The 24,902-nt window shown below is 62.6% G+C and carries 19 protein-coding genes; 9 read left to right on the forward strand and 10 right to left on the reverse strand.

Annotation, left to right across the window (positions count from 1 at the left end; genetic code table 11):
* Positions 1–2 precede the first annotated feature (2 nt).
* The 3 genes from KO538_RS15765 to KO538_RS15775 are packed head-to-tail and all read left to right on the forward strand — an operon-like array spanning position 3 to position 3,653.
* Entirely contained in the window at positions 3–1,865 is a 1,863-nt protein-coding gene (locus KO538_RS15765) for an ABC transporter transmembrane domain-containing protein (RefSeq protein WP_219328886.1), read from the forward strand.
* 11 nt (positions 1,866–1,876) lie between these two features.
* A complete protein-coding gene (gene leuE / locus KO538_RS15770; RefSeq protein WP_219328887.1) occupies positions 1,877–2,551 on the forward strand; it encodes a leucine efflux protein LeuE in 675 nt (224 codons plus the stop codon).
* 10 nt (positions 2,552–2,561) lie between these two features.
* Positions 2,562–3,653: a beta-eliminating lyase-related protein gene (locus KO538_RS15775; RefSeq protein ID WP_219328888.1), complete on the forward strand. Its 1,092-nt coding sequence runs from the start codon at positions 2,562–2,564 to the stop codon at positions 3,651–3,653.
* Between the two features lie 167 nt (positions 3,654–3,820).
* Here the strand turns inward: KO538_RS15775 and KO538_RS15780 are convergent, their stop codons facing one another.
* Together KO538_RS15780 and KO538_RS15785 are read right to left on the reverse strand one after the other, a co-directional pair.
* Complete coding sequence (locus tag KO538_RS15780; protein WP_219328889.1) at positions 3,821–5,254, reverse strand: OmpP1/FadL family transporter; 1,434 nt, start codon at positions 5,252–5,254, stop codon at positions 3,821–3,823.
* A gap of 197 nt (positions 5,255–5,451) precedes the next feature.
* Positions 5,452–8,214 (reverse strand): EAL domain-containing protein, encoded by a 2,763-nt coding sequence (locus KO538_RS15785; RefSeq protein WP_081367990.1) that lies wholly within the window; start codon positions 8,212–8,214, stop codon positions 5,452–5,454.
* Positions 8,215–8,371: 157 nt separating this feature from the next.
* Between KO538_RS15785 and KO538_RS15790 the strand changes: the two genes are divergently transcribed.
* Entirely contained in the window at positions 8,372–9,346 is a 975-nt protein-coding gene (locus KO538_RS15790; RefSeq protein WP_219328890.1) for a thymidylate synthase, read from the forward strand.
* Positions 9,347–9,378: 32 nt separating this feature from the next.
* Here KO538_RS15790 and KO538_RS15795 read toward each other — a convergent pair whose 3' ends face one another.
* The gene (locus tag KO538_RS15795; protein ID WP_072453357.1) at positions 9,379–10,371 is read right to left on the reverse strand and encodes an ankyrin repeat domain-containing protein; all 993 of its coding nucleotides are present in this window, start codon (positions 10,369–10,371) and stop codon (positions 9,379–9,381) included.
* Positions 10,372–10,508: 137 nt separating this feature from the next.
* Between KO538_RS15795 and KO538_RS15800 the strand changes: the two genes are divergently transcribed.
* Positions 10,509–11,549 (forward strand): SMI1/KNR4 family protein, encoded by a 1,041-nt coding sequence (locus tag KO538_RS15800; RefSeq protein WP_051991669.1) that lies wholly within the window; start codon positions 10,509–10,511, stop codon positions 11,547–11,549.
* Here KO538_RS15800 and KO538_RS15805 read toward each other — a convergent pair.
* The 4 genes from KO538_RS15805 to KO538_RS15820 form a co-directional block, all read right to left on the reverse strand.
* Positions 11,546–13,825 carry an outer membrane beta-barrel family protein gene (locus tag KO538_RS15805; RefSeq protein ID WP_219328891.1) on the reverse strand — a complete coding sequence of 760 codons (2,280 nt, stop codon included), beginning with the start codon at positions 13,823–13,825 and terminating at the stop codon, positions 11,546–11,548. The genes KO538_RS15800 and KO538_RS15805 overlap by 4 nt on opposite strands.
* Before the next feature lie 181 nt (positions 13,826–14,006).
* Positions 14,007–15,332 (reverse strand): VWA domain-containing protein, encoded by a 1,326-nt coding sequence (locus KO538_RS15810; RefSeq protein WP_219328892.1) that lies wholly within the window; start codon positions 15,330–15,332, stop codon positions 14,007–14,009.
* 9 nt (positions 15,333–15,341) lie between these two features.
* Positions 15,342–16,595 carry a TerD family protein gene (locus tag KO538_RS15815; RefSeq protein ID WP_219328893.1) on the reverse strand — a complete coding sequence of 418 codons (1,254 nt, stop codon included), beginning with the start codon at positions 16,593–16,595 and terminating at the stop codon, positions 15,342–15,344.
* Between the two features lie 76 nt (positions 16,596–16,671).
* Positions 16,672–17,247 carry a TerD family protein gene (locus tag KO538_RS15820; RefSeq protein ID WP_034755514.1) on the reverse strand — a complete coding sequence of 192 codons (576 nt, stop codon included), beginning with the start codon at positions 17,245–17,247 and terminating at the stop codon, positions 16,672–16,674.
* A 218-nt stretch (positions 17,248–17,465) separates the two neighbouring features.
* Between KO538_RS15820 and KO538_RS15825 the strand changes: the two genes are divergently transcribed.
* The 4 genes from KO538_RS15825 (at position 17,466) to KO538_RS15840 (ending at position 22,761) form a co-directional block, all read left to right on the forward strand.
* Entirely contained in the window at positions 17,466–18,224 is a 759-nt protein-coding gene (locus KO538_RS15825; RefSeq protein WP_257620388.1) for an alpha/beta fold hydrolase, read from the forward strand.
* Positions 18,225–18,232: 8 nt separating this feature from the next.
* Positions 18,233–18,718 (forward strand): dihydrofolate reductase, encoded by a 486-nt coding sequence (locus KO538_RS15830; RefSeq protein ID WP_034755512.1) that lies wholly within the window; start codon positions 18,233–18,235, stop codon positions 18,716–18,718.
* Positions 18,719–18,956: 238 nt separating this feature from the next.
* Complete coding sequence (locus KO538_RS15835) at positions 18,957–21,221, forward strand: arginine/lysine/ornithine decarboxylase (RefSeq protein WP_034755510.1); 2,265 nt, start codon at positions 18,957–18,959, stop codon at positions 21,219–21,221.
* Positions 21,222–21,381: 160 nt separating this feature from the next.
* Complete coding sequence (locus tag KO538_RS15840; RefSeq protein ID WP_257620389.1) at positions 21,382–22,761, forward strand: sigma-54 dependent transcriptional regulator; 1,380 nt, start codon at positions 21,382–21,384, stop codon at positions 22,759–22,761.
* A 6-nt stretch (positions 22,762–22,767) separates the two neighbouring features.
* Here KO538_RS15840 and KO538_RS15845 read toward each other — a convergent pair whose 3' ends face one another.
* The 3 genes from KO538_RS15845 to KO538_RS15855 form a co-directional block, all read right to left on the reverse strand.
* Positions 22,768–23,496: an amidohydrolase family protein gene (locus KO538_RS15845; RefSeq protein WP_219328896.1), complete on the reverse strand. Its 729-nt coding sequence runs from the start codon at positions 23,494–23,496 to the stop codon at positions 22,768–22,770.
* Between the two features lie 9 nt (positions 23,497–23,505).
* Positions 23,506–24,156 carry a hypothetical protein gene (locus KO538_RS15850; RefSeq protein ID WP_219328897.1) on the reverse strand — a complete coding sequence of 217 codons (651 nt, stop codon included), beginning with the start codon at positions 24,154–24,156 and terminating at the stop codon, positions 23,506–23,508.
* A 37-nt stretch (positions 24,157–24,193) separates the two neighbouring features.
* Positions 24,194–24,902, reverse strand: a 709-nt coding sequence (locus KO538_RS15855) for a GIY-YIG nuclease family protein (protein WP_219328898.1), incomplete at its 5' end; no start/stop codon positions are given.

Below are 24,902 nucleotides of genomic sequence, written 5' to 3' on the forward strand. Positions count from 1 at the left end.
CAATGACAACCAGTACAGAAACAGGCAGCACGAGTTCAACAACCGCCGCAAGCACCGCACCCACGCCCGACACCGGCACCAGCCGCGAACTGAAAAAAGGCAGCCTGGCCGCCTTCAAGGGCTTGATGCCTTTCCTGACGCCGTACCGCAAGCAGTTCTTCCTGGCCGGTATCGCGCTGGTGGTGGCCGCCGCCTCGACCCTGGCCATTCCTGCCGCTTTCAAGCAGATGATCGACCTCGGTTTCGGCGGCGCGGCCGGCTCGAGCAGCATCCAGCACGTCGACCTGGTCTTCCTCGCCCTGTTCGGCGTGGCGTCCATCCTGGCGCTGGCCACGGCGGCCCGCTTCTATACGGTCTCGTGGCTGGGCGAGCGAGTCACGGCCGACATCCGCAGCGCCGTGTACCGCCACGTGGTCACGCAAAGCCCCGCCTTCTTTGAAACGACGCAGACGGGCGAAGTCCTGTCGCGCATCACCACCGACACGACCTTGATCCAGGCTGTCGTCGGCACCAGTATCTCGATGGCGCTGCGCAATGTGCTGCTGTTCCTCGGCGGCCTGGTGATGCTGTTCGTCACCAGCGCCAAGCTGGCGGGCATCATCATCGGCTTGCTGATCCTCGTCGTCGTGCCCATCATCGTGTTTGGCCGCCGCGTGCGCAAGCTGTCGCGCGACTCGCAAGACCGCATCGCCGACGCGTCGGCCATGGCCGGGGAAATCCTCAACGCCATGCCCACCGTGCAGGCGTTTACGCACGAGAAAATCGAATCGAAACGCTTCGGCGACTCCGTCGAAGGCGCCTTCATGACGGCCATGCGCCGCATCCGCGCCCGCGCCCTGCTCACCATGATCGCCATCCTGCTGGTCTTCGGCACCATCGTGTTCGTGCTGTGGCTGGGCGCGCGCGCCGTGCTGGAAGGCTCGATGACGGGCGGAGACCTGGGCCAGTTCATCCTGTACGCGTCCATCGTGGCCGGCGCCATCGGCGCCCTGTCCGAGGTGATGGGCGAAGCGCAGCGCGCGGCCGGCGCCACCGAGCGCCTGCTGGAACTGATGGCCGTCAAATCGGAAATCGAATCCCCGGCCACGCCGCTGCCGCTGCCCGCGCGCGCCGCCACCGGCGCCGCGCTGTCGCTCGACGACGTGATGTTCTCGTACCCGTCGCGTCCCGATACCCACGCGCTCGATCACGTCAGCCTCGACATCCGCGCCGGCGAAACGGTGGCCGTCGTCGGCCCGTCCGGCGCCGGCAAGACCACGCTGTTCCAGCTGTTCCTGCGCTTCTATGATCCGCAAAGCGGCAGCATCCGCCTCGATGGCGTCGATATCAAGCAGCTGGACCTGCACACCCTGCGCGACGCCATCGGCATCGTGCCGCAGGATACCGTGATCTTCTCGGCCGACGCCATGGAAAACATCCGCTATGGCCGCGCCGGCGCCAGCGACGCGGAAGTGATCGCGGCCGCGAAGATGGCGGCCGCCCACGAATTCATCGAGCGCCTGCCGAACGGCTACAAATCGTTCCTCGGCGAACGGGGCGTGCGCCTGTCCGGCGGCCAGCGCCAGCGCATCGCCATCGCCCGCGCCCTGCTGAAAAACCCGCCGCTGCTGCTGCTCGATGAAGCGACGAGCGCGCTGGACGCGGAATCGGAACGCCTGGTACAAAAGGCGCTGGAAGCGGCGATGGTGGGACGCACCACGGTCATCATCGCGCACCGCCTGGCCACCGTCCAGCGGGCCGACCGCATCATCGTCATGGAAGACGGCAAGATCGTCGAGACAGGCACGCACGCGTCACTGGTCGCATTGGGTGGCATCTATGCGAATCTGGCGGCCCTGCAATTCCATCACGTACAACTCAATTAAACAGAACCATCATGAACGCACTTTTCCACGCCAACCTGGGCATCACCGATTTCTGGACCTTTTTACTGGGGACCATCTTCATCGTCATCCTGCCCGGTCCCAATTCCATGTATGTGCTGTCGGTCGCGGCCCAGCGCGGCGTGCGCACCGCCTACCAGGGCGCCTTCGGCATCTTCGCCGGCGACCTGATATTGATGGTGCTGTCGGCCTGCGGCGTGGCCTCCCTGCTGAAAGCCAGCCCTGCCCTCTTCTACGTGGTGAAATACATCGGCGCGGCCTACCTGGGCTGGATCGGCCTGCAAATGCTGATCGGCTGCTGGCGCAAGCTGCGCGCGCCCGCGCCAGCCGACGGTGAAGCGCCTGCCGCGCCAGCGCCCGTCAAGGAAAGCGATCCATTCCGCAAGGCCTTGATCATCAGCCTGATGAACCCGAAAGCCATTTTGTTCTTCATCTCGTTCTTCATCCAGTTCGTCGACCCGGCCTTCCCGAATCCCGTGCTGTCCTTCGTCGGCCTGGGCCTGATTTGCCAGGGGATCAGCTTTACCTATCTGACGGCCATCATCTTTGTCGGCGCCCGCCTGGCCGACACCTTCCGCCACCGTCGCCGCCTGTCGGCCGGCATGGGTGGCGGCGTGGGCGCCATGTTCATCGGCTTTGGCGCGAAACTGGCCACGGCCACCTTGTGAGGAAAACACCGTGAACGAGCTTGAGCTGCGCCAGCGCTGCCATACCGTCCTGCCCGGCCACCGCCAGCCAACGCCAGCGGCCACCTTTACCGCCATGGCCGCCTGGTGCGACGCCAACGCTGTTGCGCACGACACCTATGGCGAAGGCGCGTTGATCGAACAGTTCGAGAACAAGATCGCCAGCCTGCTCGGTTTCGAAGCGGCCGTGTTCTGCATCACGGGCACCATGACGCAAGTCACCGCCTTGCGCCTGGCTTGCCAGGACCGGGGCTCGCGCCTGGTGGCGCTGCACCCGACCTCGCACATCCTGCGCCACGAGCGCGGCAATTACGAATTGCTCGACCACTTCAAGGGCCTGATACTGGGCGACCCGCACCGTCCGTGGACGGTCGACGATTTGCGCGCCGTGCCCGATGCGCTGGGCGCCGCGCAGATCGAGCTGCCGATGCGCGAAATCGGCGGCCAGTGCCCGTCGTGGGACGCATTGAACGACATCAAGCGGCACTGCCGCGAGCACAACATCCATTTGCACATGGATGGCGCGCGCCTGTGGGAAGCGCAAGCGGGTTTTGGCCAGTCCCTGCCCGTCATCTGCGGCGGCTTCGATTCCGTCTACGTGTCGCTGTACAAGGGCATCGGCGGCCTCGGCGGCGCCGTGCTGGCCGGCAGCCGCCCGTTTGTCGAACGGGCGCGCGAGTGGTTCCGCCGCCAGGGTGGCAATATCGTGCACCGCACGCCCTACGTGGTGGCCGCCGCCATGCAGTTCGACGCGCGCCTCGCCGCCATGCCGCAGTATTTTGCGCGCACGCAGTGGCTGTACGCGCTGCTGCGCGATTTTCCATCGATTGCCGTCAATCCCGCCGCCCCGCAAGCCAACATGCTGCACCTGCACTTGCCCGTCTCGCGCGAGCGGGCCATCGCGATCCGCAACCAGCTGGCGGAAGACCACGGCATCTGGCTGTTCGGCCGCGCCAGCCACGCCGCCCTGCCCGGCCACAGCGTGGTGGAATGGTATGTAGGGGATAACTTGCTGGACCTGCCCGACGACACCGTGCGGCTGGCCTTGACGTTGCTGGACCAGGCCATGCGCATCAAAGCCTGAGCGGCGTAGGTCGGGGTAGGTCGGGTTAGCGCGCAGCGCGTAAGCCGACAACATCCGAAAACCCATGAAAGGCTGGGGTCAGACCCAGCGGGTCTGACCCCGAAAAAAAAAGCGCCCGAAGGCGCTTTTTTCATTTCATGGCGGCCGGGTCGGCCGCCACTACCTGCTTAGAACTTGTAGTTGTAAGCGAGACCGATCAACTGCATGCGGGTCTTGAACAGGCCCTTGGTGGTTTCACCGTTGCCGGTGCAGCCAGGGGTCACCGGCGAGCAGTCATTCTTGTAGTTGACGTTGGCATCCTTGAAGTCGATGAAGCTGTAAGCCAGGTCGAGCGAGGAATTGGCGTTCAGCTTCCAGTTCGCGCCAATCGAGTACTGCATGCGGTCGCTGTCCGGCAGCGCTGGATGACGCAGCTCGGCGCTGCGCACTGGCGCCTGGTCGTGGGCGATACCGGCGCGCAGCAGCAGGTTTTCGCTGTACTTGTAGTTGGTGCCCAGCGAGACGCGGTAGGTGTTCTTCCACTGCTGGCGGATGCGCTCGGCACCTTCGGCCGTCGGCGGGAACTGGATGTCCAGGTTCTGCAGGCGCGAAGTGCGGGTCCAGGTGACGTCGCCCATCAAGGCCCAACGGTCATCCATCTGATGGAAGGCGTTGATCGACAGGGTTTCCGGCGTGCGCACTTCCACCAGCGCCTTGGAATTGACCTTGTTCGATGCCTTGGCGATGAAGGCATTCACGGCGGCGTTGTCCGACACTTGCGAGAAGTCCCAGATCGTGTCGCCTTTCAGCTTGTGCGAAATCGACGAACGGTAGGAAATACCGAAACGCGTGCCTTCATTCATCTGGTACAAATAACCGAGGTTGAAGCCGAAGCCCCAGTCGTCGCCATCCATCGATGCATGGCCGTCCTTGGCGCCCTTCAGCGCGGCGCCGGCTGCCTGCGCGGCGGCCAGGCCCTGCGTCTTGGCGATATTGGCCAAGAAGGCTTGCGACGCGGCTGGCGCGTGCTGGGCCAGGAAGGCCACGGAACCCGGCACGTCGACCGCCTGGCCCAGTTCCGCCTTCATGTGTTCAGCGGTGACGCCGAAACCGAAGGAATGGTGTTCATTGACCTTGAAGGAAACGGAAGGATTGAGGGCGATCGCTTCGAGCTTGATGTTGGTGATCGCATAGCGGCCGCTCCAGTCATTGCCGTAATCGAGCTTGGCGCCGTACGGCACGAACAGGCCCATGCCGACGGTCCATTGATCATTGAGCTTCTTGCTCGCATACAGGGCTGGCGCGAAGACGGCGTCCGGCGCATAGTCCTTGGTCGTGCCGCCCGGATTGCGGCCGGTGAAAGTCTTCGAACCCGTGTCCTGGTAGGTCGAATGCGGTACCACCAGGGTGCCGCCGCCCAGGAATTGCGTGCCTTCCAGGCGCGACATGCCGGCCGGGTTGTAGAAAATGGTCGATGCGTCGGCCGCTTCCGCGCCGCTGGCATCGGCCGAGCCTTGCGCGGAAACGCTTTGCGAGCCAAAACGGTAGCCCGATGCTTGTGCGGTGGAGGAGATGCCGGCGAACGCGGCAACGATCAGGAGGGGCAGATATTTATGTTTCAAGTTAGTCTCTCTTTATTATATGAAGGTCTTCGGCACACTGTCGCGGGCATCTCAAGCCGCCCCGTCTTGCACTTTTCTTGCCGCCGTGAACTCCAATTCACTGACGGCATGAGCGAAGCATATAATATTTTTTAGAAAAAAGCGAACGTTCGCTCTTTTTATGAAACAGCGTTGTTTTCCACACCCATCACGCCGTTCTACAGGGCCAGCGCCGGGGCTGGAAGCGGTATCAGAAAGCGCTGATGCATCAGCGCCAGCATCTGTTCGGCGGGTACGGGGCGCGAGATGAAATAGCCCTGCACTTCGTTGCATTGCAGCGTGCGCAGGATGTCGAGCTGCTCGCGCGTCTCCACCCCTTCGGCCACCACGCTCATGCCCAGAGCATGCGCCATCGACAGGATGGCGCGCACGAAGACTTCGCCCTGCTCCGAGCGGCCCAGCTCCATGGTGAAGGCGCGGTCGATCTTCAAGCCATCCATGGCGAACTTCTGCAGCTGCGACAGCGACGAGTATCCGGTGCCGAAATCGTCCACCAGCAGGCGCACGCCCAGCGCGCGGATGGCCGACAGCTGCTCCACCGCGCGGTTCTGTTCATCCATCATGGCCGATTCCGTGATTTCCACCTCGATCAGGCGCGCATCGATGCGGTGGCGCGCCAGCGCGGACGCCAGCACCTGGTGCACGTCGCCACGCCCGAACTGGCGCGCCGAGACGTTGATCGACACGGGCACCAGTTCCAGGCCGCTGGCCTGCCAGCGCGCCATCTGCAGGCACACCTTTTCGATGACGACTTCGCCCAGCTGCGAAATCAGGCCGCTGCTCTCGGCCACGGGAATGAATTCCAGCGGCGGCACCATGCCGTGCTGCGGATGGTGCCAGCGCACGAGCGCCTCCATGCTGCACAGCTGCCCGCTCATGGCGTCGACCCGCGGCTGGTAGACGACGAGGAACTGGTCCAGCTCCAGCGCCGCCACCAGGCTTTGCTCGAGTTCGCGGCGGCTGCGGATGGTTTCGAACAGTTCGGGCTGGAAGAAGCGGTGATGGCCCTTGCCCGCCACTTTGACGGCATACATGGCGATGTCGGCGTTCTTCAGCAGCACGTCCGTTTCGGCGCCATCGCGCGGATACAGGCTGATGCCGATCGAGGCGCCCATCTTGTGGCGCTCGCTGCCCAGGTAGAACGGCTCGTCGAAGGCGATGGCGATGCGCTGCGCCACCTGCTCGGCGCGGCTGTCGTCTTCCACGGGGTCGAGCACGACGACGAATTCGTCGCCGCCCAGGCGCACCACGTGGTCGCCCGGCCGCAGCACGGCCTTCAGGCGCAAGGAGGCGGCGCGCAGCACTTTATCTCCCTCGGCGTGGCCCTGCGTATCGTTGATATCCTTGAAGCCGTCGAGGTCGATGAACAGCAGCGCCAGCATGCGCCGCGCGATGGCGGCCCGGCCCAGGGCGCCGGGCAAGAATTGCTGCAGCCAGTAGCGGTTGGGCAAGCCCGTCAAGCCATCCTCGTTGGCCAGGCGGCGCAAGTCGTGCTCGTGCTCCTTGGCCGTGCTGATGTCTTGCAGGGTGACGGCCAGGCGGTCGCCGCTGCGCACCACACGCCGGCGTATCCAGCGCAGCTTGAAGGGGTTGCCTTCCGGCAGCTCGATCTCTTCCTCGGAAAAACCGGAAACCATGGCGGCCCGGTAATTATGGATCAGGTCGCGGAAATACGGCTCATGGGCGCGCGACTGCAGGCGCATGCCCAGCAATTGTTCGCGCCGCACGCCAAAATAGCCGGCGCCCGGCTCGTTGCAGTCGACCATCTCGAAATCGAGGATGCTGCCGTCCGCGCCGCGCAGGGCGGCAATAATATAAAAGCCGTCGCTCGTGCCTTCGGTGGCCATGCGGTAGGCATTGCGCACGCCTTCGGACTGGTGGTGGCGCCACGCCAGGCGCAGCGACAGCATGGTGGCGATGGCGGTAAAAGCCAGCAGCAGCATGGTGACGGCCAGGGCGATGCCGATATAAATCGTGCGCGTTTCCTCGTAGGGATGCAGCATTTCGCCGTCCGACAATCCGACCACGGCCGTGAACGGATAGGCTTTCAGCGCTTGCCATCCCACGTAGCGGCTTTGCTTGTCGGAAAAAGCGATCCTGCCGCCCGAATGCAGGGCGCCGCTCTCCGTTTCCAGGAAGCTGGTGTCGAGGAATGGCGTGCCCTGGGCGCTTTGGGCCGGCAGCACGCGCGAGCCGAGACGTGTGCTGAACAGCTCGCCCTCCTCGCCCACCATGGCCGACATGCCGAACTTGCCAAAACTGACGCTGTTATAGAATTCGGAAAAATAGCCGGAATGAATCGAGATCAGCAGCACGCCGTCGAAATTGCCATCCTCGTCTTCCAACCGGCGCGTGAAATGCACGAGGCTTTCGTCGGCGCCGGGCACCGTAGCCTGATCGTTCACATTGGCGGCATTGGCCCGCCCCAGCGCGATGCGCAGGGCGCTGGAATTGCTGCGCCAGTGGCGCAGCAGGAAATCGCTGCGCTCGTTGACCCGCAGGCGCTGCAGCGGCGCCGTGGCCGTCACGGGATGCCCCTTGCGGTCGAGGATGGCGACGATGGCAAATTGCGGCAAGGCATACATGCCCTGCGTCTTCAATTGGTCGAGCCGCAACTGGCCGCGCGAATTTTCCCATTCATACTTGAGCTGCAAAGTCAGCTGGTCCATCTGCTCCAGGGTGCGCAGCAGATACTGGCCATACGCTTTCGACAGCGACGACACGCTGTCGAGCGCCTGCTGCTGCGCCACCTTCTTTTCCGCCTCCAGCTGCAGCAAGGTGGCCGTCCACAGCACGGCGCACAGGACCAGTCCCAGCAGGGGCCAGGCGAGGATCAGGCGCAAATTGGCCTTGAGGAAATCGGCCCTGCTCATCTCCACCATGGCGCCGTTATTATTATTTACAAATTGTCGCAAGAACATGGTGCAGCGTCTGCCGTTTCTGTGTATTTCTTTAAGGACACACAAATTACCACAGAGTCATGTTTGCAGGTAAGACAGCAGCGTAATTATGTACGTGACCCGCAGCCCGCCTGTCGCGCCTGCGTTACAATCACCATCCTTACCGTTGGAGAAATACATGCAGCAATACCAAGATTTGATCAAGACCGTGCTCGAAACGGGCAGCTGGCAAGACAACCGCACGGGCATCCGCACCCTGAGCGTGCCGGGCGCCATGATGCGTTTCGACTTGGCCAACGGCAACTTCCCTGCCGTGACGACCAAGAAACTGGCTTTCAAATCCGTGATCGGCGAATTGTGCGCCTTCCTGCGCGCTTCGCGCAACGCGGCCGAGTTCCGCGCGCTGGGCTGCAAGGTCTGGGATCAGAACGCCAATGAAAATGCGCAATGGCTGGCAAACCCCTACCGCGAAGGCGAGGATGACCTCGGTCCCGTCTACGGCGTGCAATGGCGCCAGTGGCCTGCGTATAAACTGCTCGACGCCGCCCAGCCCGCGCAAATCGCCGACGCGCAAGCGAACGGTTTTACGCTCGTTGCTCCCATCGTCGAAGATGGCGTGCAAAAAGTGCTGCTGTACAAGGCCGTCGACCAGTTGCGCGAATGCCTGGACACCATCATGACAAACCCCGGCAGCCGGCGCATCCTGTTCCACGGCTGGAACCCGGCCGTGCTCGATGCCGTCGCCCTGCCCGCCTGCCATTTGCTGTACCAGTTTATCCCGAACGCCAGCACGCGCGAAATCTCGCTCTGCTTATATGTGCGCAGCAACGACATCGGCCTGGGCACGCCGTTCAACATCGCCGAAGGCGCGGCCCTGCTGCATCTGGTGGCGCGCCTGACGGGCTACACGCCGCGCTGGTTCACCTATTTCATCGGCGACGCGCACATCTATGAAAACCACCTCGACATGGTGGAAGAGCAATTGAAGCGCACGCCCTTCCCGGCGCCCAGGTTTGTCATTTCCGAGCGCGTGCCCGATTACGCCAAGACGGGCAAGTACGAGCCGGAATGGCTGGAAAAGATCGAACCATCGGATTTCTCGCTGGAAGGCTATGAACATCACGCGCCCATCAAGGCCGCGATGGCCGTCTGAGCCGGGTAGCATAACGCGCGGATCAGTTCATATTATTGAACCGCGCTTTTCAACTCACTCGCCTTCTTTGCGCCGGCCTTCAAAAGTTCCTGAACAATAGCCTGGTCCTTTTTATCGATGGCTTCGTCCAGGGCGGTTGTATGCCAGTTCCCGTCAACGTAATTGGGGTCGACTTTTTGGGCAACTAAAAACTTGACGTGATCGAGGTTCCCGAAGCGGGTCGAATACCAGAGCACATATCCGGTATTGCTGCCCCTGAAGTCGGCGTCGTGGCGTACCAGGAGATCAAAGACTTTCCTGGTACTCGGATTATTGATATCCTTGAACGCATTTGAAAAATTCTCAATCGAGAAAAACGCATGCCTGGACTGTTTCAGGGAGAATTCAAAAGATTCTGCCCTGGAAAACAGCCATTCCAGCACCTTCAGACGTTGTTCCGGTGACAGCGTTTCGCTGTAAACAGCCGCGTACACCACGTCAGTCCAATCCTGCTCGTGACCGGCCTCCACGACAGGAAAACCTTTTATCTCCAGTGCTTCAAGCAGATCGATCCTGCCTGCCTTGGCCAAGTCTGCCATCAGGTCACGCACATAGCGCCACGTTTTTTCCCGGTCCGGGATCTGATCGAAATAGCTGAAAAACTCGGCAGGCGTCCCTGAACTGATCGCTTTGAAAGTTTTGGTTGTCGCACTGGAATTGTATCGATAATCGGACAGCTGTCTTTTGGCGATGGATCTGATTTCATGCGATGACAATAAAAGCGCACTTGCAGCCAGCATGCCCAATGCGATCCTGGTGCCATTCTTATTATTCCTGTATAGAAAAATCGCCAGAATGAAAGTATGGACATGCAGTATGCATGCGATAACGAAGATGAAAAAGGCAATTAACGCATCGCCATTGGGCCCACTGCCATCACTGGCCATGGGGAAGGTCTTGCGCATCAAGAACAAATAGACGATAGCCAGCAGACAGCATAAAAATACACTGGTCTTGAAATACAATTTCATCATTTGATCGAACATGCCATCATGGAAGCAGGCAACATATTACAATAAAAATATTATTTGACCTGTCCGGCATTGTCCAGAATTTCTACTGGCGGCCGTCAGGGACAGTATCCATTCAACCGAAGTCAGCAGACAAATTAATCACGAAGACGATGGCGATCACACCACTGGCAGCACTGCACCGCAAACTGTTCGACGAAACCGACGGCGTCAAGTTCGCCACGCTCAAGGATAGGCTGATCAAGAAACACGGCGAGACCGACCGGCTGGCCGTGCTTGACATATTGAGCGCTTACGCGCGCGACGGCCAGCTGCTGCACTGGCGCACCTCATTGGTACACACCATGGCGGACCTGATACAAGCGCAGGAATTGCAGGAATTTTTCAGCTGGGCCGTGACCATGCCGCAACTGGCCTACTGGGGCATCGACGGCTTGCTGAAAAGCCAGGGCAAGGATGCTTACGAGACCGTGGTGGCGCTGGCTCTCTCGGACTCGCAACCGCTACAAGTCAGGGCCAAGGCCGTGAAAAGCCTGGCCGTGCTGAGCCGCCAGCCATTTGACGCCGGCTTGTCGGCCGTTCCCGACTACTGGAAAGCCGAGAGCCTGCCCCTCGACGATGTGCTGGCCTGGCAGCGCGATGGCTATCCGGACGGTGCGGGGTTTGCGCCACCGGCCACGCATGCGTCTTTGGAAGACCCTCGCTCCCCACTGGAAAAAGCGGCAGCGAAACTGGAAAAAAAACTGGCGGCCGAACGCAAGAAGGACCAGGACCTGGCGCGCCCATCGAACTGGCTGGTCATTGCGGATAATGCCGACCTGGCCGCCATCGACCAGCGCTGGGCTTTGCCGGAACAGTACCGGCGCTTCCTGGCCCGCTACTCTCCGCTGCGCGTGTATATCGACAGCAAGCGCTACTTCCAGGGCTTGAACCTGTACGGCGCGGCAGAGCTGCTCAAGGCACAGCACGGCTACTCGTACAATCCGGTTGACCAGGAAGTCATCGCCGGTTGGCCGGCCCACTACGTGGTGATTGCCGATGCGGGCGCCGATCCGTATTGCCTGGATCTATCTGCCATTGAAAATGGCGACGCGCCCGTCTACACGGCCGAGCACGGCGCAGGCGCATGGCATTTTGAACGCCACGCGGACAGCTTTGTCGACTTCCTCAAGGAAATCGCCAAAGCTGCTTAGCCCGGTTCGCCACCGGGGCCGCCCGGACCGGGACCGCCAGGTCCGCCTGGCCCGCGTCCGCCCGGCGGACCGAAGCGCGGTTCGCGCTCGCCCTCTTTCGCCGCCGACGTGGCGCCGCCCAGGCGGTACGACAGTCCCACGTAAATCATGCGTCCATCGAAGCGCCGCGTGCTCGTCTCGCGCAAGGAAGCGCTGTTGATGACGGTTTCCATCTTGTTGCTGCTGAACACATCGGTCACATTCATGACCAGGCTCAGCTGCGGTGTCACCGTGTGGCGCCAGCTCACATTCAAGGTGTTGTTCGGCGAGCGGTAGCCCTGTCCCGACAGCGTCTTGCCCTGCATTTGCAGGGCCAGCTGCAGCTGGTTGGCGGTGTTGAACTGGTAATTGAGGCGCGCGCGGCCGCTCAGGGCATTCGCCGTGCGCGTGCTGCGGTTGCCCAGGTCGTCGGAACTCGTCTGCTGGCTACGCGCCAGGTTGCCGCTCGTATTCAGGGTCAACGATGGTGTCAGCTTGCCGCTGACGCTGAACTCGAGGCCGCTCGAATGGCTGCCCTCGCCGTTTTCCCGCGTGGTCAAGAGCACATTGTCGCTGATAAAGTAGCGGTAATCGACGATGGCGTCCGTGTCGCGGCGGTGGTAGGCGCGCAAGCTGCTTTCCAGGCCCGCGATCTTCGTTTCATAGCCGATCTCGAACGAATCCGTCTGCGTGGGTTTCAGCTTGGGGTTGCCGGCCGACACATTGAATTCGTCGCGGTAGACCACGTACGGATTCAGGTCGCCCGCATTCGGGCGGCGGATGCGGTGCGCATAGCTGAAGCGCACATTGCTCTCGTCGCTGACCTTGTAGGTGGCGAACAGGCTGGGAATGTAGTTGACGTAATTGTTGCTGGCCTCGATGCCGCTCGTGATCTGGCGCACGTTCAAGTCCGTGTATTCGGCGCGCAAGCCGGCCAGCGCGCCCCAGCGTTCGGTCAGGCGCATCTGGTAGGAGCCATACAGGGCCACAGTGCGCTCGTCGAGCTCGAAACGGTTGCTGCGCATGGGGTTGACGATTTCCGCCAGGCTGGCCGGGTTGATGTCCGTATATAAAGTGTCGAAGCTGCTCTTGTTGTCAGCCACCTTGTAGCCCAGCTTGGCCGTGCCGCCCGCCAGCGGACGCTCGTAGTCGCCGCTGAAGTCGACGATGCGGTTGCCCGTTTCGCTGTGCTGGCGTGCGCGGCTGTCGAAGGTGTTGACGGGCGCCACCGCGTAGATATTCGCGTAATCGCTGTCGCTCTCGTTGGTCGACGACGACACGCGCAAGTCGATTTTAAGGGTTTCGCCCGGCAATTCGCCCTTGTGGTCGTAGCGCGCGCCCCAGCTGTAGTTGCGGCTGTCGCCATTGCGCACGGTGCTGCGCACATAGTCGCCGATGGTGCTGCCCGTGCTGTCGCCATTGATGTAGCGGTCGAGCGAGCGCTGGTCGTTGCTGCGCCCGTTATACGACACGCTGGCGGCCAGGGTATCGTTGGCGTTCAGGTTGTAATTGACGGTGCCGTGCAAGCCCAGCGAGTCGTTCAAGCCATTGTTGGTGGATTGCTGGCTGCTGGGGGAAAATGCCCCTGTGCTACGTTCCAGGCGCTCGCGGCTGACCTCGCCCACGGAATTGCGGCCGTCATGGCGCACATTGATGCCGCCCTGGTAGCCCCACGGGCCTTCGTTGTAGGTGCCGGACACTGAACTGTTGTAGCGCCCCGCGATGCCCGCATTCGCGTTGACGGTGGCAAAGCCGCCCGGCTTGCGGTTGCGCCGCATCACCAGGTTCAGGATGGGGCCGCCACCGGCCTCGTTGCCGAACTGGGCGCCGGGATTGTTGATCACTTCCACGGATTCGATATCGTCGGCCGCCATGGCGTTCAGGGTGGCGCCGCGCGAGTCGCCCTGCAGCATGGCCGACGGTTTACCGTCGATCAATATCTGCACATTGCTGCTGCCGCGCAGGGACACGGAACCATCGGGATCGACGGCCACCGACGGCACATTGTTCAAGGCATCGGCCGCCGTGCCGTTGCTGCTGCCCACGTCGGACTTGACGTCGTAGACTTGGCGGTCGATACGGCCCGTGGGGCGTTCGGCCGTCACACTGACGGAAGGCGTAGAATCGGCGGCGGGCGCCTTGGCCGGTGCGGGCTTGACGACGGTGTCGCCGCTGGTAGGCGTGGTTTGGGCCTGGACAGCGGCGCCGGAAACGAGCAGGCTGCCGCCCGCCAGACAGTGAAAGAGGATTTTATGCATTTGCTTAAAAAATAATGGAGACGCTACGGATGAGGCACTACGCCGTGGCGTGAGGGCACAGGTGTGGGCACAGTTAAAGCATGCCACGACTCCATTACGCAAAGCAAATGCGAACCATTGTTATTTACTTCAATTTACAAATCTCTTGCACTTGTGGTCATACAGCCTCATCCAATGGCCACTACCTCAGCAAGCCATTGCCGCGCGCCAGTTTCAGCCAGCCCGGATATTCCGTCATCAACAAGTCATACAGTTCCGCATCGCTGTGCTCGTCGGGCGAGCTGACGGAAAAGTAATTGGCATTGTCGACCAGGCGCCCCTGCAATTCGTCAAGCTTTTCCAACAAGGGGAAATCGGAATCGGCAAAGGCGGAAAGAAACTTGCTTTTCGACTTGCGTCCCTTGCCGATGCCCATGAATTGCCAGAAGATGGGTTCATTGCTGGCCCAGCGCAATTGTTTCTCCGTCGTCGCCTGGTCGCTCGTGCCGCCGTCGGTGACGAACATCACGTACACGGGCAGCTCGGCCGCGACGGGCCGCGTGCGCTCGCCGCCGGCCTTGTCGGGGAAATAGAACGCGCGGATTGCCTGCATGGCGGCGCCATAGCGCGTATCGCCTTCGAGCGGATGGCGCTGTATCGCCTGGCTCACATAGGTATTGCAGTTGCTCAAGGCCATGGGCGCCGGATGGTGGACGTTCTTGCCGAACAAGAAAACATCGATCTCGCCATCGTCGTCGAACTTGCAGCCCAGGGCCAGGATGCGTTCGGCAAAGCGCTGCACCAGCCCCTCTTTATACAGCCGTCCCATGGAACCGGAAATATCGAGGCACAGACACACCTTGGCGCGGTGATCAAGCAGCCCCACTTTTTGCAGGGACACGCCCGCCTGCTTGACGAGGCTGACCAGTTGCGGCGCTTCGCGTTCCACGCGCTTTTCCAGGTTGATCTTCGCCTGCATGACGGCCGAGGCCGCTGCGAGGGCAGCCTGCTCGACTTCACCGCCGAAGTGGCGCACCAGCGCATCGAGTCCGCCATTAAAACCTTGTCCCACGGCCATGCAGCGCCAGGCGCCATCCTTGCGGTAGATCTCTGCCAGCATGACGGCTTTTTCCTGTGCGAAATCCGCACCGGCAAACGCAAAGCGGGCCAGTTCGCGTCCGCCCGCCTGCAGGCGCACGTGGCCAGCTTGCAGCTGCGACATCACGCCACCGCCATCGATGGACGCCGTCACGACGAGGCGGTCTATGCCGGTCGGCAAGCGCGCCAGCTGCAGGGCAAACTCCGTCGTGTCGCCGCCGCTGCCGGCACGCGCTTCCACGCCGCCGCACGGCGTGCGCGGCTGGTTGAAAAAGGTCATGTAGCGTTCGTCGGACAGTTTCCCGCTGGCGTCGAGGCCGAAGCAGGCCACGTCGAGCGCCAGCCCCTGCGCGGCCACGCCGATCTGCAGCACGCCATCGGGAACGAGATTGGCCAGCGGCAAGCGCTGTCCCTTGGACAAGGTTTCCATCAGTGTCTCCTAGGCGATGTAGCGGCGCGGATTATCGGCATTGCAGTCATCTTCGTCTTCCTTGTCCTCGCCCTTGAAGACGACGGGACCGTTGAAGGCCAGCTGCAGGTTCTCGCCCTGCCAGCTCAGCCACGGCGTCGCTTCGCTGCCCGGCTCCGACGTCTTGCCGGACGGCTCGAGGATGATGCTGTCGTTCGTGATGCGCGCCATGCCGATCACATAGGTGTAGACGGAATCATCGTCGGCCGCCTTGGACAGGCGGAAGTCGAACGCGCACTCGACGATCTGCTCGCCATATTGCATGATCATCTTCGGCCGCATGGACGCGACCGAGACGGCGCCATTGGCCACCGCCGAATACACGCTGAAGACGAGGCCCACCGTGCCGCCGTAATGCTGCGCCAGCGCGGGGTTGACTTCCACCGTTTCCGTGGCCGGCTCCTTGCCCGCCGCGCCCGCCACGTCGCCCAGGTGGCGCACGTAGGGCATGGCGTCGAAGCTGCCTGCCGTGTCCGGCGCCTGGATGAAGCGCATCTGGCCATTCGGCAAGAGGATGCCGACACGCAAATCGAGGTCGTCGTTATCGTCGTCGCTATCGCCGTTATCGACCCAGGTCGCCTTGACGGTGAGTTTCTTCGGCGCGCCCGCGCCCTTTTCCAGCGACACCTTGTGCGTCTGGCCCGCCTTGGTCAGCGAAATTTTGGACAGGGAAATCTTGGGCGCCGGCGCCGGTTCCGCTGCCGGCTGCGCCACCTCGCCGCCGAAATGCGCGACCAGCGCATCGAGGCCGCCATTGAAACCCTGGCCCACGGCCATGAAGCGCCAGCCGCCATCCTTGCGGTAGAACTCGCCCAGCATGACGGCTTTTTCTTGCGCAAAATCAGCGCCTGCATACGTGTAGCGGGCCAATTCTCTCCCGCTGTCGAGCAGCCGCAGGTAGCCGCTGCCCAGCTGCGCCATGGTGGCATCGCCATCGATGGCGGCCGTGACGACCAGGCGCTCGATGGACGCAGGCAAACGGTCGAGCTGATAGCTGAAACCGGCCGCATCGCCGGACGGCGCCGCGGTTTCCACGCCGCCGCACGGCGTGCGCGGCTGGTTGAAGAAAGTCATGTAGCGGTCATCGGACAGCTTGCCAGCGGCATCGAGGCCGAAACAGGCGAAATCCAGCGTCACGCCGGCGCTGGCCAGACCCAGTTGCACAATATTGCCCGTGACGAGGCCGGACAGCGCCAGGCGCTGCCCCTTGATCAGGTTTTCCATGGAGTCAGGGAGAAAGATGGGAGAGACAGAACCGGGCGGCGGTGCCACCCGGTACATTTACGCAAACAACTGGTTGTTAAGCATTAATACCGAACGAGCGGGCCAGAGGGCCCAGGCCGCCTTTGAAGCCTTGACCAATTGCCTTGAATTTCCATTCGCTGCCGGCACGGTAGACTTCGCCGAAGATCATGGCCGCTTCCGTCGAGCCGTCTTCCGACAGGTCGTAGCGGGCGATTTCCGCGCCGTTGTCGCCGTTCAGGCAGCGGATGTAGGCCTTGCCGACCATGCCGAAGTTCTGCTTGCGGTTTTCCGCGTCGTGGATGGTGACGGCCACGGCGATCTTGTCGATGTCGGCAGGCACGTTGGCCAGGTCGACGGCGATTTTCTCGTCATCGCCATCGCCGCCGCCCGTCGTGTTGTCGCCCGCGTGGACGATGGAGCCGTCGGCCGACTTCAGGTTGTTATAAAAAATAAAATCGGCATCGGAGCGGGCCTTGCCATCCGTTTTCAGCAGGAAGGCGCTGCCGTCCAGGTCAAATGCGGCGCCATCGGTGGCGCGCGGGTCCCAGCCCAGGCCAATCACGATTTTCTTCAAGCCAGGAGCTTCCTTGCTCAGGTTGACATTGCCGCCTTTTTGCAAACTGATCGCCATGGTGTTTCCTCTTTGTATAATTAGTGGGTTGCATTCGGTGTTTCAGGTCACGTCGCCGGTACGCCGGCTTGATGAGCCATGAGCCTACCATAAAGTGGCTGCTTGCCAGCCGCGCACTATTGAAAATAATGCCATGCAGAAAATACCATGCCGCTGCCCCAATACGCAAAATGACGGATAATGCCGCTCGACAAAAATTTTCCCAACCAAGCTTGCCCTTGAACAATACCAAGATACGGCTCGACTGCATCCCCGGCACGCTGTGCGACGAACGCCTGTGGTCGCGCCTGGCCCCAGCCCTGGGCGGCGCCTTTGATCTGCGGCACGTGCCCCTGCACGAGGCGCGCACGCGCCCGCAGATGCAGGCACTGATCGCCAGCCACAGCGCCCAACAGGCCCATCTGGTGGGCTTTTCGCTGGGCGCCTATCTGGCGCTCGAATACGCGCTGGCGCACCCGCAGCGTGTCCAGTCCCTTACTTTGATCGCCAATTCGGCCAAAGGTTTGCTGCCGGCGGAAATCGAAGCGCGCCAGCGCATCGTCGCCATGCTCGAACGCAATGCCTATGCGGGCATCACGCGCCAGCGCCTGCGCGAACTGCTGCATCCCGCGCACTTGCAGGACACCGGCATCACGGGCCTGATCCAGCAGATGGGGCTGGACCTGGGCAAGGAAGTGCTGCTGGCGCAATTCATCACCACCATAGCCCGCCCGGACCTGATGGCGCGCTTGCCGGAACTCGATTTTCCCGTGCTGATCGTGGGTGCCGAAGACGACAAGCTCGTCAATCCCGACGACCTGCGCGCCATGGCCGCCCGCCTGCCGCAGGCCACCCTGCACCTGCTGAAAGAGAACACCGGCCACATGATTCCGCTGGAGGCGCCGGGACCGCTGGCCGGCGCCATGCGTGCGCATCTGGAGGCAGCGGGCAATTTCAACGATAATGGCGGGCATCGGGCATCGCCCCCACCACTTTGACAGAACCAATGAGCCATCTGACCATCATCGTCGCCACCGACCAGCAAGGCGGCATCGGCATCGACAACACCCTGCCGTGGAAATTGCCGGAAGACATGGCGCGTTTCAAGCGCTTGACGACGGGCCATCCCGTCCTCATGGGCCGCAAGACCTTCGACTCCATCGGCCGTCCGCTGCCAAACCGCCGCAACATCGTCATCTCGCGTAATCCCGACTGGCGCCATGAGGGCGTGGAAGCGGTATCGTCGGTGGAAGCGGCCATCGCCCTGCTCGACGGCGCCGAAGGTTACGTCATCGGCGGCGCGGAAATCTACAAGCAGTCACTGCCCCTGACACAGCGTTTGCTCATCACGGAAATCGGCCAGACATTTGACTGCGACGCGTTTTTCCCCGCCGTTGACCATGCCGTGTGGCAAGAGACCGCGCGCGAAGCGCATGTTTCGGAGAAATCCGGCCTGCCTTACGCCTTTGTCACGCTGGAACGCAAAGCCTGATAAGGTTGAGAATTATGGCCAGAATGTTGCTGTAATACCCCTGTCACACCCATGCGTCACGCTAGCGTACGCTTGTGACGCTTTACTACGATATTTTTTTCCCGCAGAGGCCGCATTTCTGCGAGAATCCCGTTCTTATTTTTTTTCTGCGGCTGCCGGCTTGCATTACCGCCTGAGGTCGCGCCCTAGTCCGCCCCTTCACATCTGTCAGGGGCGGCTTGCTTTTTTGGAGACATGCATGAAATTTCGTTTCCCTATCGTCATCATTGACGAGGATTTCCGTTCTGAAAATACGTCCGGCCTGGGCATTCGCGCCCTTGCCGCCGCAATGGAAAAAGAAGGCATGGAAGTGCTGGGCGTGACCAGCTACGGCGATTTGTCGCAATTTGCCCAGCAACAATCGCGCGCGTCAGCCTTCGTGCTGTCGATCGACGATGAAGAATTCGGCGGCGGTTCCATCGAGGAAACCGACCACGCCTTGAAATCGCTGCGCGCCTTCGTCGAGGAAATCCGCTACAAGAATGCCGACATCCCCATTTATCTGTACGGCGAAACGCGTACCTCGCGCCATATCCCCAACGATATCCTGCGCGAACTGCACGGTTTCATCCACATGTTCGAAGATACGCCGGAATTCGTCGCGCGCCACATCATCCGCGAAGCGAAATCCTACCTGGACGGCCTGTCGCCGCCGTTCTTCCGCGCGCTGGTGCACTACGCCAACGACGGTTCCTACTCGTGGCACTGCCCCGGCCACTCGGGCGGCGTGGCGTTCCTGAAGTCGCCGATCGGCCAGATGTTCCACCAGTTCTTCGGTGAAAACATGCTGCGCGCCGACGTCTGCAACGCCGTCGAAGAACTGGGCCAGCTGCTCGACCATACGGGCCCTGTCGCCGCGTCCGAGCGCAATGCGGCGCGCATCTTCAATGCCGATCATTGCTATTTCGTCACCAACGGCACGTCGACCTCGAACAAGATGGTGTGGCACTCGACCGTGGCACCAGGCGACATCGTCGTCGTCGACCGCAATTGCCACAAGTCGATCCTGCATTCGATCATCATGTGCGGCGCCATTCCCGTGTTCCTGATGCCGACACGCAATCACCTGGGCATCATCGGCCCTATCCCGCTGCATGAATTCACGCCGGAAAGCATTGCCCGCAAGATCGAGGCGAACCCGTTCGCACGCGAAGCGAAGAACAAGAAGCCGCGCATTCTGACCATCACGCAATCGACCTACGATGGCGTGATCTACAACGTGGAAACCCTGCGCGAAATGCTGGACGGCAAGATCGACACCCTGCACTTCGACGAAGCATGGCTGCCGCACGCCACCTTCCACGATTTCTACAAGAATATGCACGCCATCGGCAAGGACCGTCCGCGCGCCAAGGAATCGATGATCTTCTCGACCCAGTCGACGCACAAATTGCTGGCCGGCCTGTCGCAAGCCTCGCAAATCCTCGTGCGCGAATCGGACACGGTCAAGCTGGACCAGGACGCCTTCAACGAGGCTTACCTGATGCACACCTCGACGTCGCCGCAGTATTCCATCATCGCCTCGTGCGACGTGGCCGCGGCCATGATGGAAGCGCCGGGCGGCACGGCCCTGGTGGAAGAGTCGATCATGGAAGCGCTCGATTTCCGCCGCGCCATGAAGAAGATCGACCAGGAGTGGGGCCAGGACTGGTGGTTCCAGGTGTGGGGTCCGTCCAGCTTCAACGACGAAGGCATGGGCCAGCAGGAAGACTGGATGATACGCGCCGAGGATGACTGGCACGGCTTCGGCGACCTGGCTCCCGGATTCAACATGCTCGACCCGATCAAGGCGACCATCGTCAACCCTGGCCTGTCGCTGGACGGCCAGTTCGGCGACACGGGCATCCCCGCGTCCATCGTCACCAAGTACCTGGCCGAGCACGGCGTCATCATTGAAAAATGCGGCCTGTACTCGTTCTTCATCATGTTTACGATCGGCATCACCAAGGGCCGCTGGAATACCCTGCTGACCGCGTTGCAGCAATTCAAGGACGACTACGACAAGAACCAGCCGATGTGGCGCATCCTGCCGGAATTTGCGGCGGCCAACCCACGCTACGAAAAAATGGGCTTGCGCGACCTGTGCCAGCAGATCCACGATTTCTACAAGGCCTACGACGTGGCGCGTCTGACGACGGAAATGTATCTGTCGGACATGATCCCGGCCATGAAGCCGTCGGACGCGTTCGCCAAGATGGCGCACCGCGAAATCGAGCGCGTGGCCATCGACGAACTGGAAGGCCGCATCACGTCCATCCTGCTGACGCCGTATCCGCCGGGCATTCCGCTCCTGATCCCCGGCGAGCGCTTCAACAAGACCATCGTCGACTACCTGCGCTTCGCGCGCGACTTCAACGAGCGCTTCCCAGGCTTCGAAACGGATGTGCATGGTCTCGTGAAACGCGAAGTCGATGGCAAGCGCGGATATTTTGTTGATTGCGTGAAATTGGATGAGAACGTCTAAAGACGTTGACGTTCGTTGAACTTCATTAAATAGCGCCGCCTGATGCAAATCAGGCGGCGTTTTTCATTTGATGCACTACCGCGCACGCTTGCGCCAGATCAAACGGCTGGGGTATCGGGCTTCTAAGATGGGCCACTCGTGCCCTCGTGATGGCTGGCATATGACGCTCAAGGTGTGGCTGGAAATCGTGCAGCAGGCGGCGGCTGGCAGTGGCGCCTTGCTGATGACGGCCTTGAAGCAGGCTCAGGTAACTGTCGCCCGGCGGCACGATGGCGAGGAAGATGGGGCGGGCATCGTCCTGTTTGCCGAGGCCAATGCCGCGCTGCTGCAAGCGCTGCCAGCACTGTGCCGCCATGCCTCCGTGCTGGCCATTGCCGCCTGCGGCCAGCCTCCCAGCTGCGCGCAAAAGCGTGCCCTGCTGGCGGCCGGCGCGCTCGATGTGCTGCTGTGGCCGGCCGGTAGCATCGATGCGGGCCAGGTGCTGGCGCGCCTGCAGCGCTGGCAGGCCGTAGCGCAGCTGCTGGCGTCCGGCGCCGTGCGCCAGCAGCTGGTGGGCGAGAGCGCGGCCTGGACCGCCTTGCTGCACCAGGTGGTGGAAATGGCCGCCTTCAGCCAGGCGTCGATGCTGATCACGGGCGAGACGGGCACGGGCAAGGATTTACTGGCGCAACTGGTCCACCGCCTCGGCAACTGCAGCGGCGACTTCACCATCCTCGACTGCACCACCCTGTCGCCGGACCTGGCTGGCAGCGAACTGTTCGGCCATGAACGGGGCGCTTTTACGGGCGCGGCGGCCGCGCGCGATGGCGCTTTCGCCCTGGCCGACGGCGGCGTGCTGTTTCTCGACGAAGTGGGCGAACTGCCGCTGCCCTTGCAGGCGCAGCTGCTGCGCGCCATCCAGGAGCGCAAATACAAGCGCGTGGGCGGCAATACCTGGCAACCGACCCAGTTTCGCCTCGTCTGCGCCACCAACCGCGAACTGGAACATGAGGTGGCGCGCGGCGCCTTTCGCGCCGACCTGTATTACCGCATCGCCGGCTGGCGTTGCCAGACGCCACCCCTGCGCGAGCGCCAGGACGACATCCTGCCGCTGGCCCGGCATTTCCTCGCCGAGCTGGCGCAGCGCCCTCCGCCCGCGCTGGACGCGGCCGTGCGCGAATACCTGCTGCTGCGCGACTATCCGGGCAATGTGCGCGAGTTGCGCCAGACCGTCACGCGCATCTGGCACCGCCATTGCGGCCCCGGCCCCATCACCATCGGCGCCCTGCCGCCAAACGAACAGCTGCTGGCACCGCACTGGCCTGACCAGTATTTCGAAGCGGCCGTGCGGCGGGCCCTGGCCCAGGGCTGCAAGCTGTCGCACATCACGCGTTGCGCCACCGACGTGGCCATCCGCCTGGTGCTGGCCGAGGAACACGGCAATAACCAGCGCGCGGCCGCCCGCCTGGGCGTGACCGACCGCGCCCTGCAGATACGCCGCAAGGCGGCTACCTGCGCGGAGCAAGCCGCTACTGCCGCGACACCGCCGGCTGCCTTTTGATCTGCCTCACGCCAGCCGCGCCAGCCGCAAAAAATTGCCGCCCGTGATCAACGCCGCATCGAGCGGCGGCAATCCCAGCAACTCGATCTTGTGCAATTCCAGTCCCGGATGCAGCCACGGACCGTCCGAGCCGAACAGGACCTTGTGCGGCCCCGCGCGGCGCACGGCCTGCTGCAGCAAGTCGAAGCGGCGCACGCCCGAGCTGTCCGTATGGATATTCGGATGGCGCACAAGGTGGTCGATCAGCGCCAGCTGCGCCGCCCAGTCGTCGCCAAAGCTGCCCAGGTGCGGCAGGATGAAATTGACGTCGGGATACTGCTGCGCCAGCAGCTCGGCCACGGCCACCTCGCCGGCCGGGTCGTACAGCACGGGCAAGCCGAAGAAGCGCGCCGCCTCGCACAGTTCGCCACTGATGCGAGAGTCAAGCCGGTGCGCCTTGATGCCGACAAAACCGTAACGCTCGACGGCCGTGCGCACCATGTCCTGGATGCGGCCACGGTCGCGCCGCGCATGCACGAAGGCAAAACCGTAGAAACGCTGCGGATCGGACGCTACCAGGCGCGCCACGCCATGGTTGGCGATGGCGTAATCGGAGTGGAAGGCGGCGAACAGCACGCTGCGGGCGATACCGGCCGTCTGGGCGCGGCGCAAGTAGGCCTGCAGCGGCGCATCGCTGTCCCACGGCCCGCTCAAACCGTCTCCCGGACCCGCATGGCAGTGGCAATCGATGATCATCTTGCCGCGCTATTGCCAGTCGCCCATGACGACGATGCGGTTGCCGCGCCGGCGCCAGCGTCCGCTTTCATCTTCCTGCTGCGGCGCAGGCGAGCGGAAGTGCGGCAATTGCTGGTGCAGGGCCCGCGTCAGCGCGCTTTCCACGGCGCGCGTGCTGCCATCGCTGTCACCGGCCAGACGCGCCGCCTGTCCCGCGATGCGCACGAAGCGGCGCGCCAGCTCCAGTTCACGGTCGGCCGGCGCTGCGTTCTCCATTTCCAGCTCCAGCGCATTGCTGGCCGCGCGCCCCAGGGCCGACCCGAGCGCCGTGCCCACACCCGGTATCGGGATCATCGAACCGAGGGCGCCGCCGACAAAGGGCAAGGCCGTCTTGGCCACGGCCTTCAAGGCGCCGCCCAGCGGCTTGGCCACCTTGGCGATGGTAGCGCCCACTTTCTTGACGCCCTTCCACACGCTCTTGAAGACATTGCCGAGAAACTGCTCCAGTTCCTCCTCGCTGGCCACTTCCAGCAACTCCATGGCCAGCTGCAGTTCTTCCTCTTCGCTGAAGACGGCCGCCGCGCGGCCCTTGCCCGGCCACTCCCGGCCGAATTCCAGCACTTCAAACGCGGCGCCGGCCCGCTGCCGGCATTGCCCGCATTCACATTCGAGTTGGTGCATGATGCTCTCCTTCGCAGTCGTCAAGCTACTGTCATCGTCAGCCCCACATTTCGCCCAGCACGGCCATTTCCAGTTCGCGCCGCTGGTTCGTCAACACGCCGCGCCGGTGGGTAAACATGTCGCTGTGGATACCCTTTTCCAGAATGCGCCGCTGAGCGGCCGACGATAGCGGCGCCACATAGACGTCATGCGCGCTCATGTCGATGCCCATCATCTTGCCGCACAGATGGTGCTGTTTCAGGCGCCGCCGCAAATCGTCGGTCTGGCCGCTGTAGGCGCGCCGGCCATCCTTGGTGTCAAACTCGATCACATACAGGCCCGGCCCCGTGGCGTTCGCATCGTTGACGGCCTGCGGAATCGCGCCCACCGCCTGGTAGCGCAAGGCGGCCGCGCCCGGTACGCGGCCCAGGGTGGACGCCAGGATGGGCGGCACTTCGCCCTGCATCTGGCCGTCATCCTGGTCCGGGTTTTGATCCGCTCCTTGATCCTGCCCCTGGTCTTGGTCTTGATATTGGCCCGTATCCTGATACGGCGCCGGCTCCTGCTGGCCGCCGAACACGGGATACGGCGCCGGATAAATGGTGGGATAGATGGCGCCATAGCCGCCCCAGCCCCGGTAGCGTGGCGGATACGGCAAGGGCGGCGGCGGATAGCGCGGTGGCCGGCGCCCCTGGCCCTGGTAGCGTGGCGGCGCGGGACGGCGCGGGCCCCGCAGCGGCGGCCTTGCGCGCAGGCCGCCACCGCGC

Source organism: Janthinobacterium sp. NKUCC08_JDC (assembly GCF_019345575.1).
GTDB classification, from domain to species: Bacteria; Pseudomonadota; Gammaproteobacteria; order Burkholderiales; family Burkholderiaceae_D; genus Janthinobacterium; species Janthinobacterium aestuarii.

Bases quoted from the DNA above. Each gene is read 5' to 3' on its own strand.
- KO538_RS15835 (WP_034755510.1), top strand. From the start codon at position 18,957: ATGAAATTTCGTTTCCCTATCGTCATCATTGACGAGGATTTCCGTTCT.
- KO538_RS15790 (WP_219328890.1), top strand. From the start codon at position 8,372: ATGCAGCAATACCAAGATTTGATCAAGACCGTGCTCGAAACGGGCAGC.
- KO538_RS15815 (WP_219328893.1), bottom strand. From the start codon at position 16,595: ATGGAAAACCTGATCAAGGGGCAGCGCCTGGCGCTGTCCGGCCTCGTC.
- leuE (WP_219328887.1), top strand. From the start codon at position 1,877: ATGAACGCACTTTTCCACGCCAACCTGGGCATCACCGATTTCTGGACC.
- KO538_RS15795 (WP_072453357.1), bottom strand. From the start codon at position 10,371: ATGTTCGATCAAATGATGAAATTGTATTTCAAGACCAGTGTATTTTTA.
- KO538_RS15830 (WP_034755512.1), top strand. From the start codon at position 18,233: ATGAGCCATCTGACCATCATCGTCGCCACCGACCAGCAAGGCGGCATC.
- KO538_RS15805 (WP_219328891.1), bottom strand. From the start codon at position 13,825: ATGCATAAAATCCTCTTTCACTGTCTGGCGGGCGGCAGCCTGCTCGTT.
- KO538_RS15785 (WP_081367990.1), bottom strand. From the start codon at position 8,214: ATGTTCTTGCGACAATTTGTAAATAATAATAACGGCGCCATGGTGGAG.
- KO538_RS15800 (WP_051991669.1), top strand. From the start codon at position 10,509: ATGGCGATCACACCACTGGCAGCACTGCACCGCAAACTGTTCGACGAA.
- KO538_RS15840 (WP_257620389.1), top strand. From the start codon at position 21,382: ATGACGCTCAAGGTGTGGCTGGAAATCGTGCAGCAGGCGGCGGCTGGC.
- KO538_RS15765 (WP_219328886.1), top strand. From the start codon at position 3: ATGACAACCAGTACAGAAACAGGCAGCACGAGTTCAACAACCGCCGCA.
- KO538_RS15845 (WP_219328896.1), bottom strand. From the start codon at position 23,496: ATGATCATCGATTGCCACTGCCATGCGGGTCCGGGAGACGGTTTGAGC.
- KO538_RS15820 (WP_034755514.1), bottom strand. From the start codon at position 17,247: ATGGCGATCAGTTTGCAAAAAGGCGGCAATGTCAACCTGAGCAAGGAA.
- KO538_RS15810 (WP_219328892.1), bottom strand. From the start codon at position 15,332: ATGGAAACCTTGTCCAAGGGACAGCGCTTGCCGCTGGCCAATCTCGTT.
- KO538_RS15850 (WP_219328897.1), bottom strand. From the start codon at position 24,156: ATGCACCAACTCGAATGTGAATGCGGGCAATGCCGGCAGCGGGCCGGC.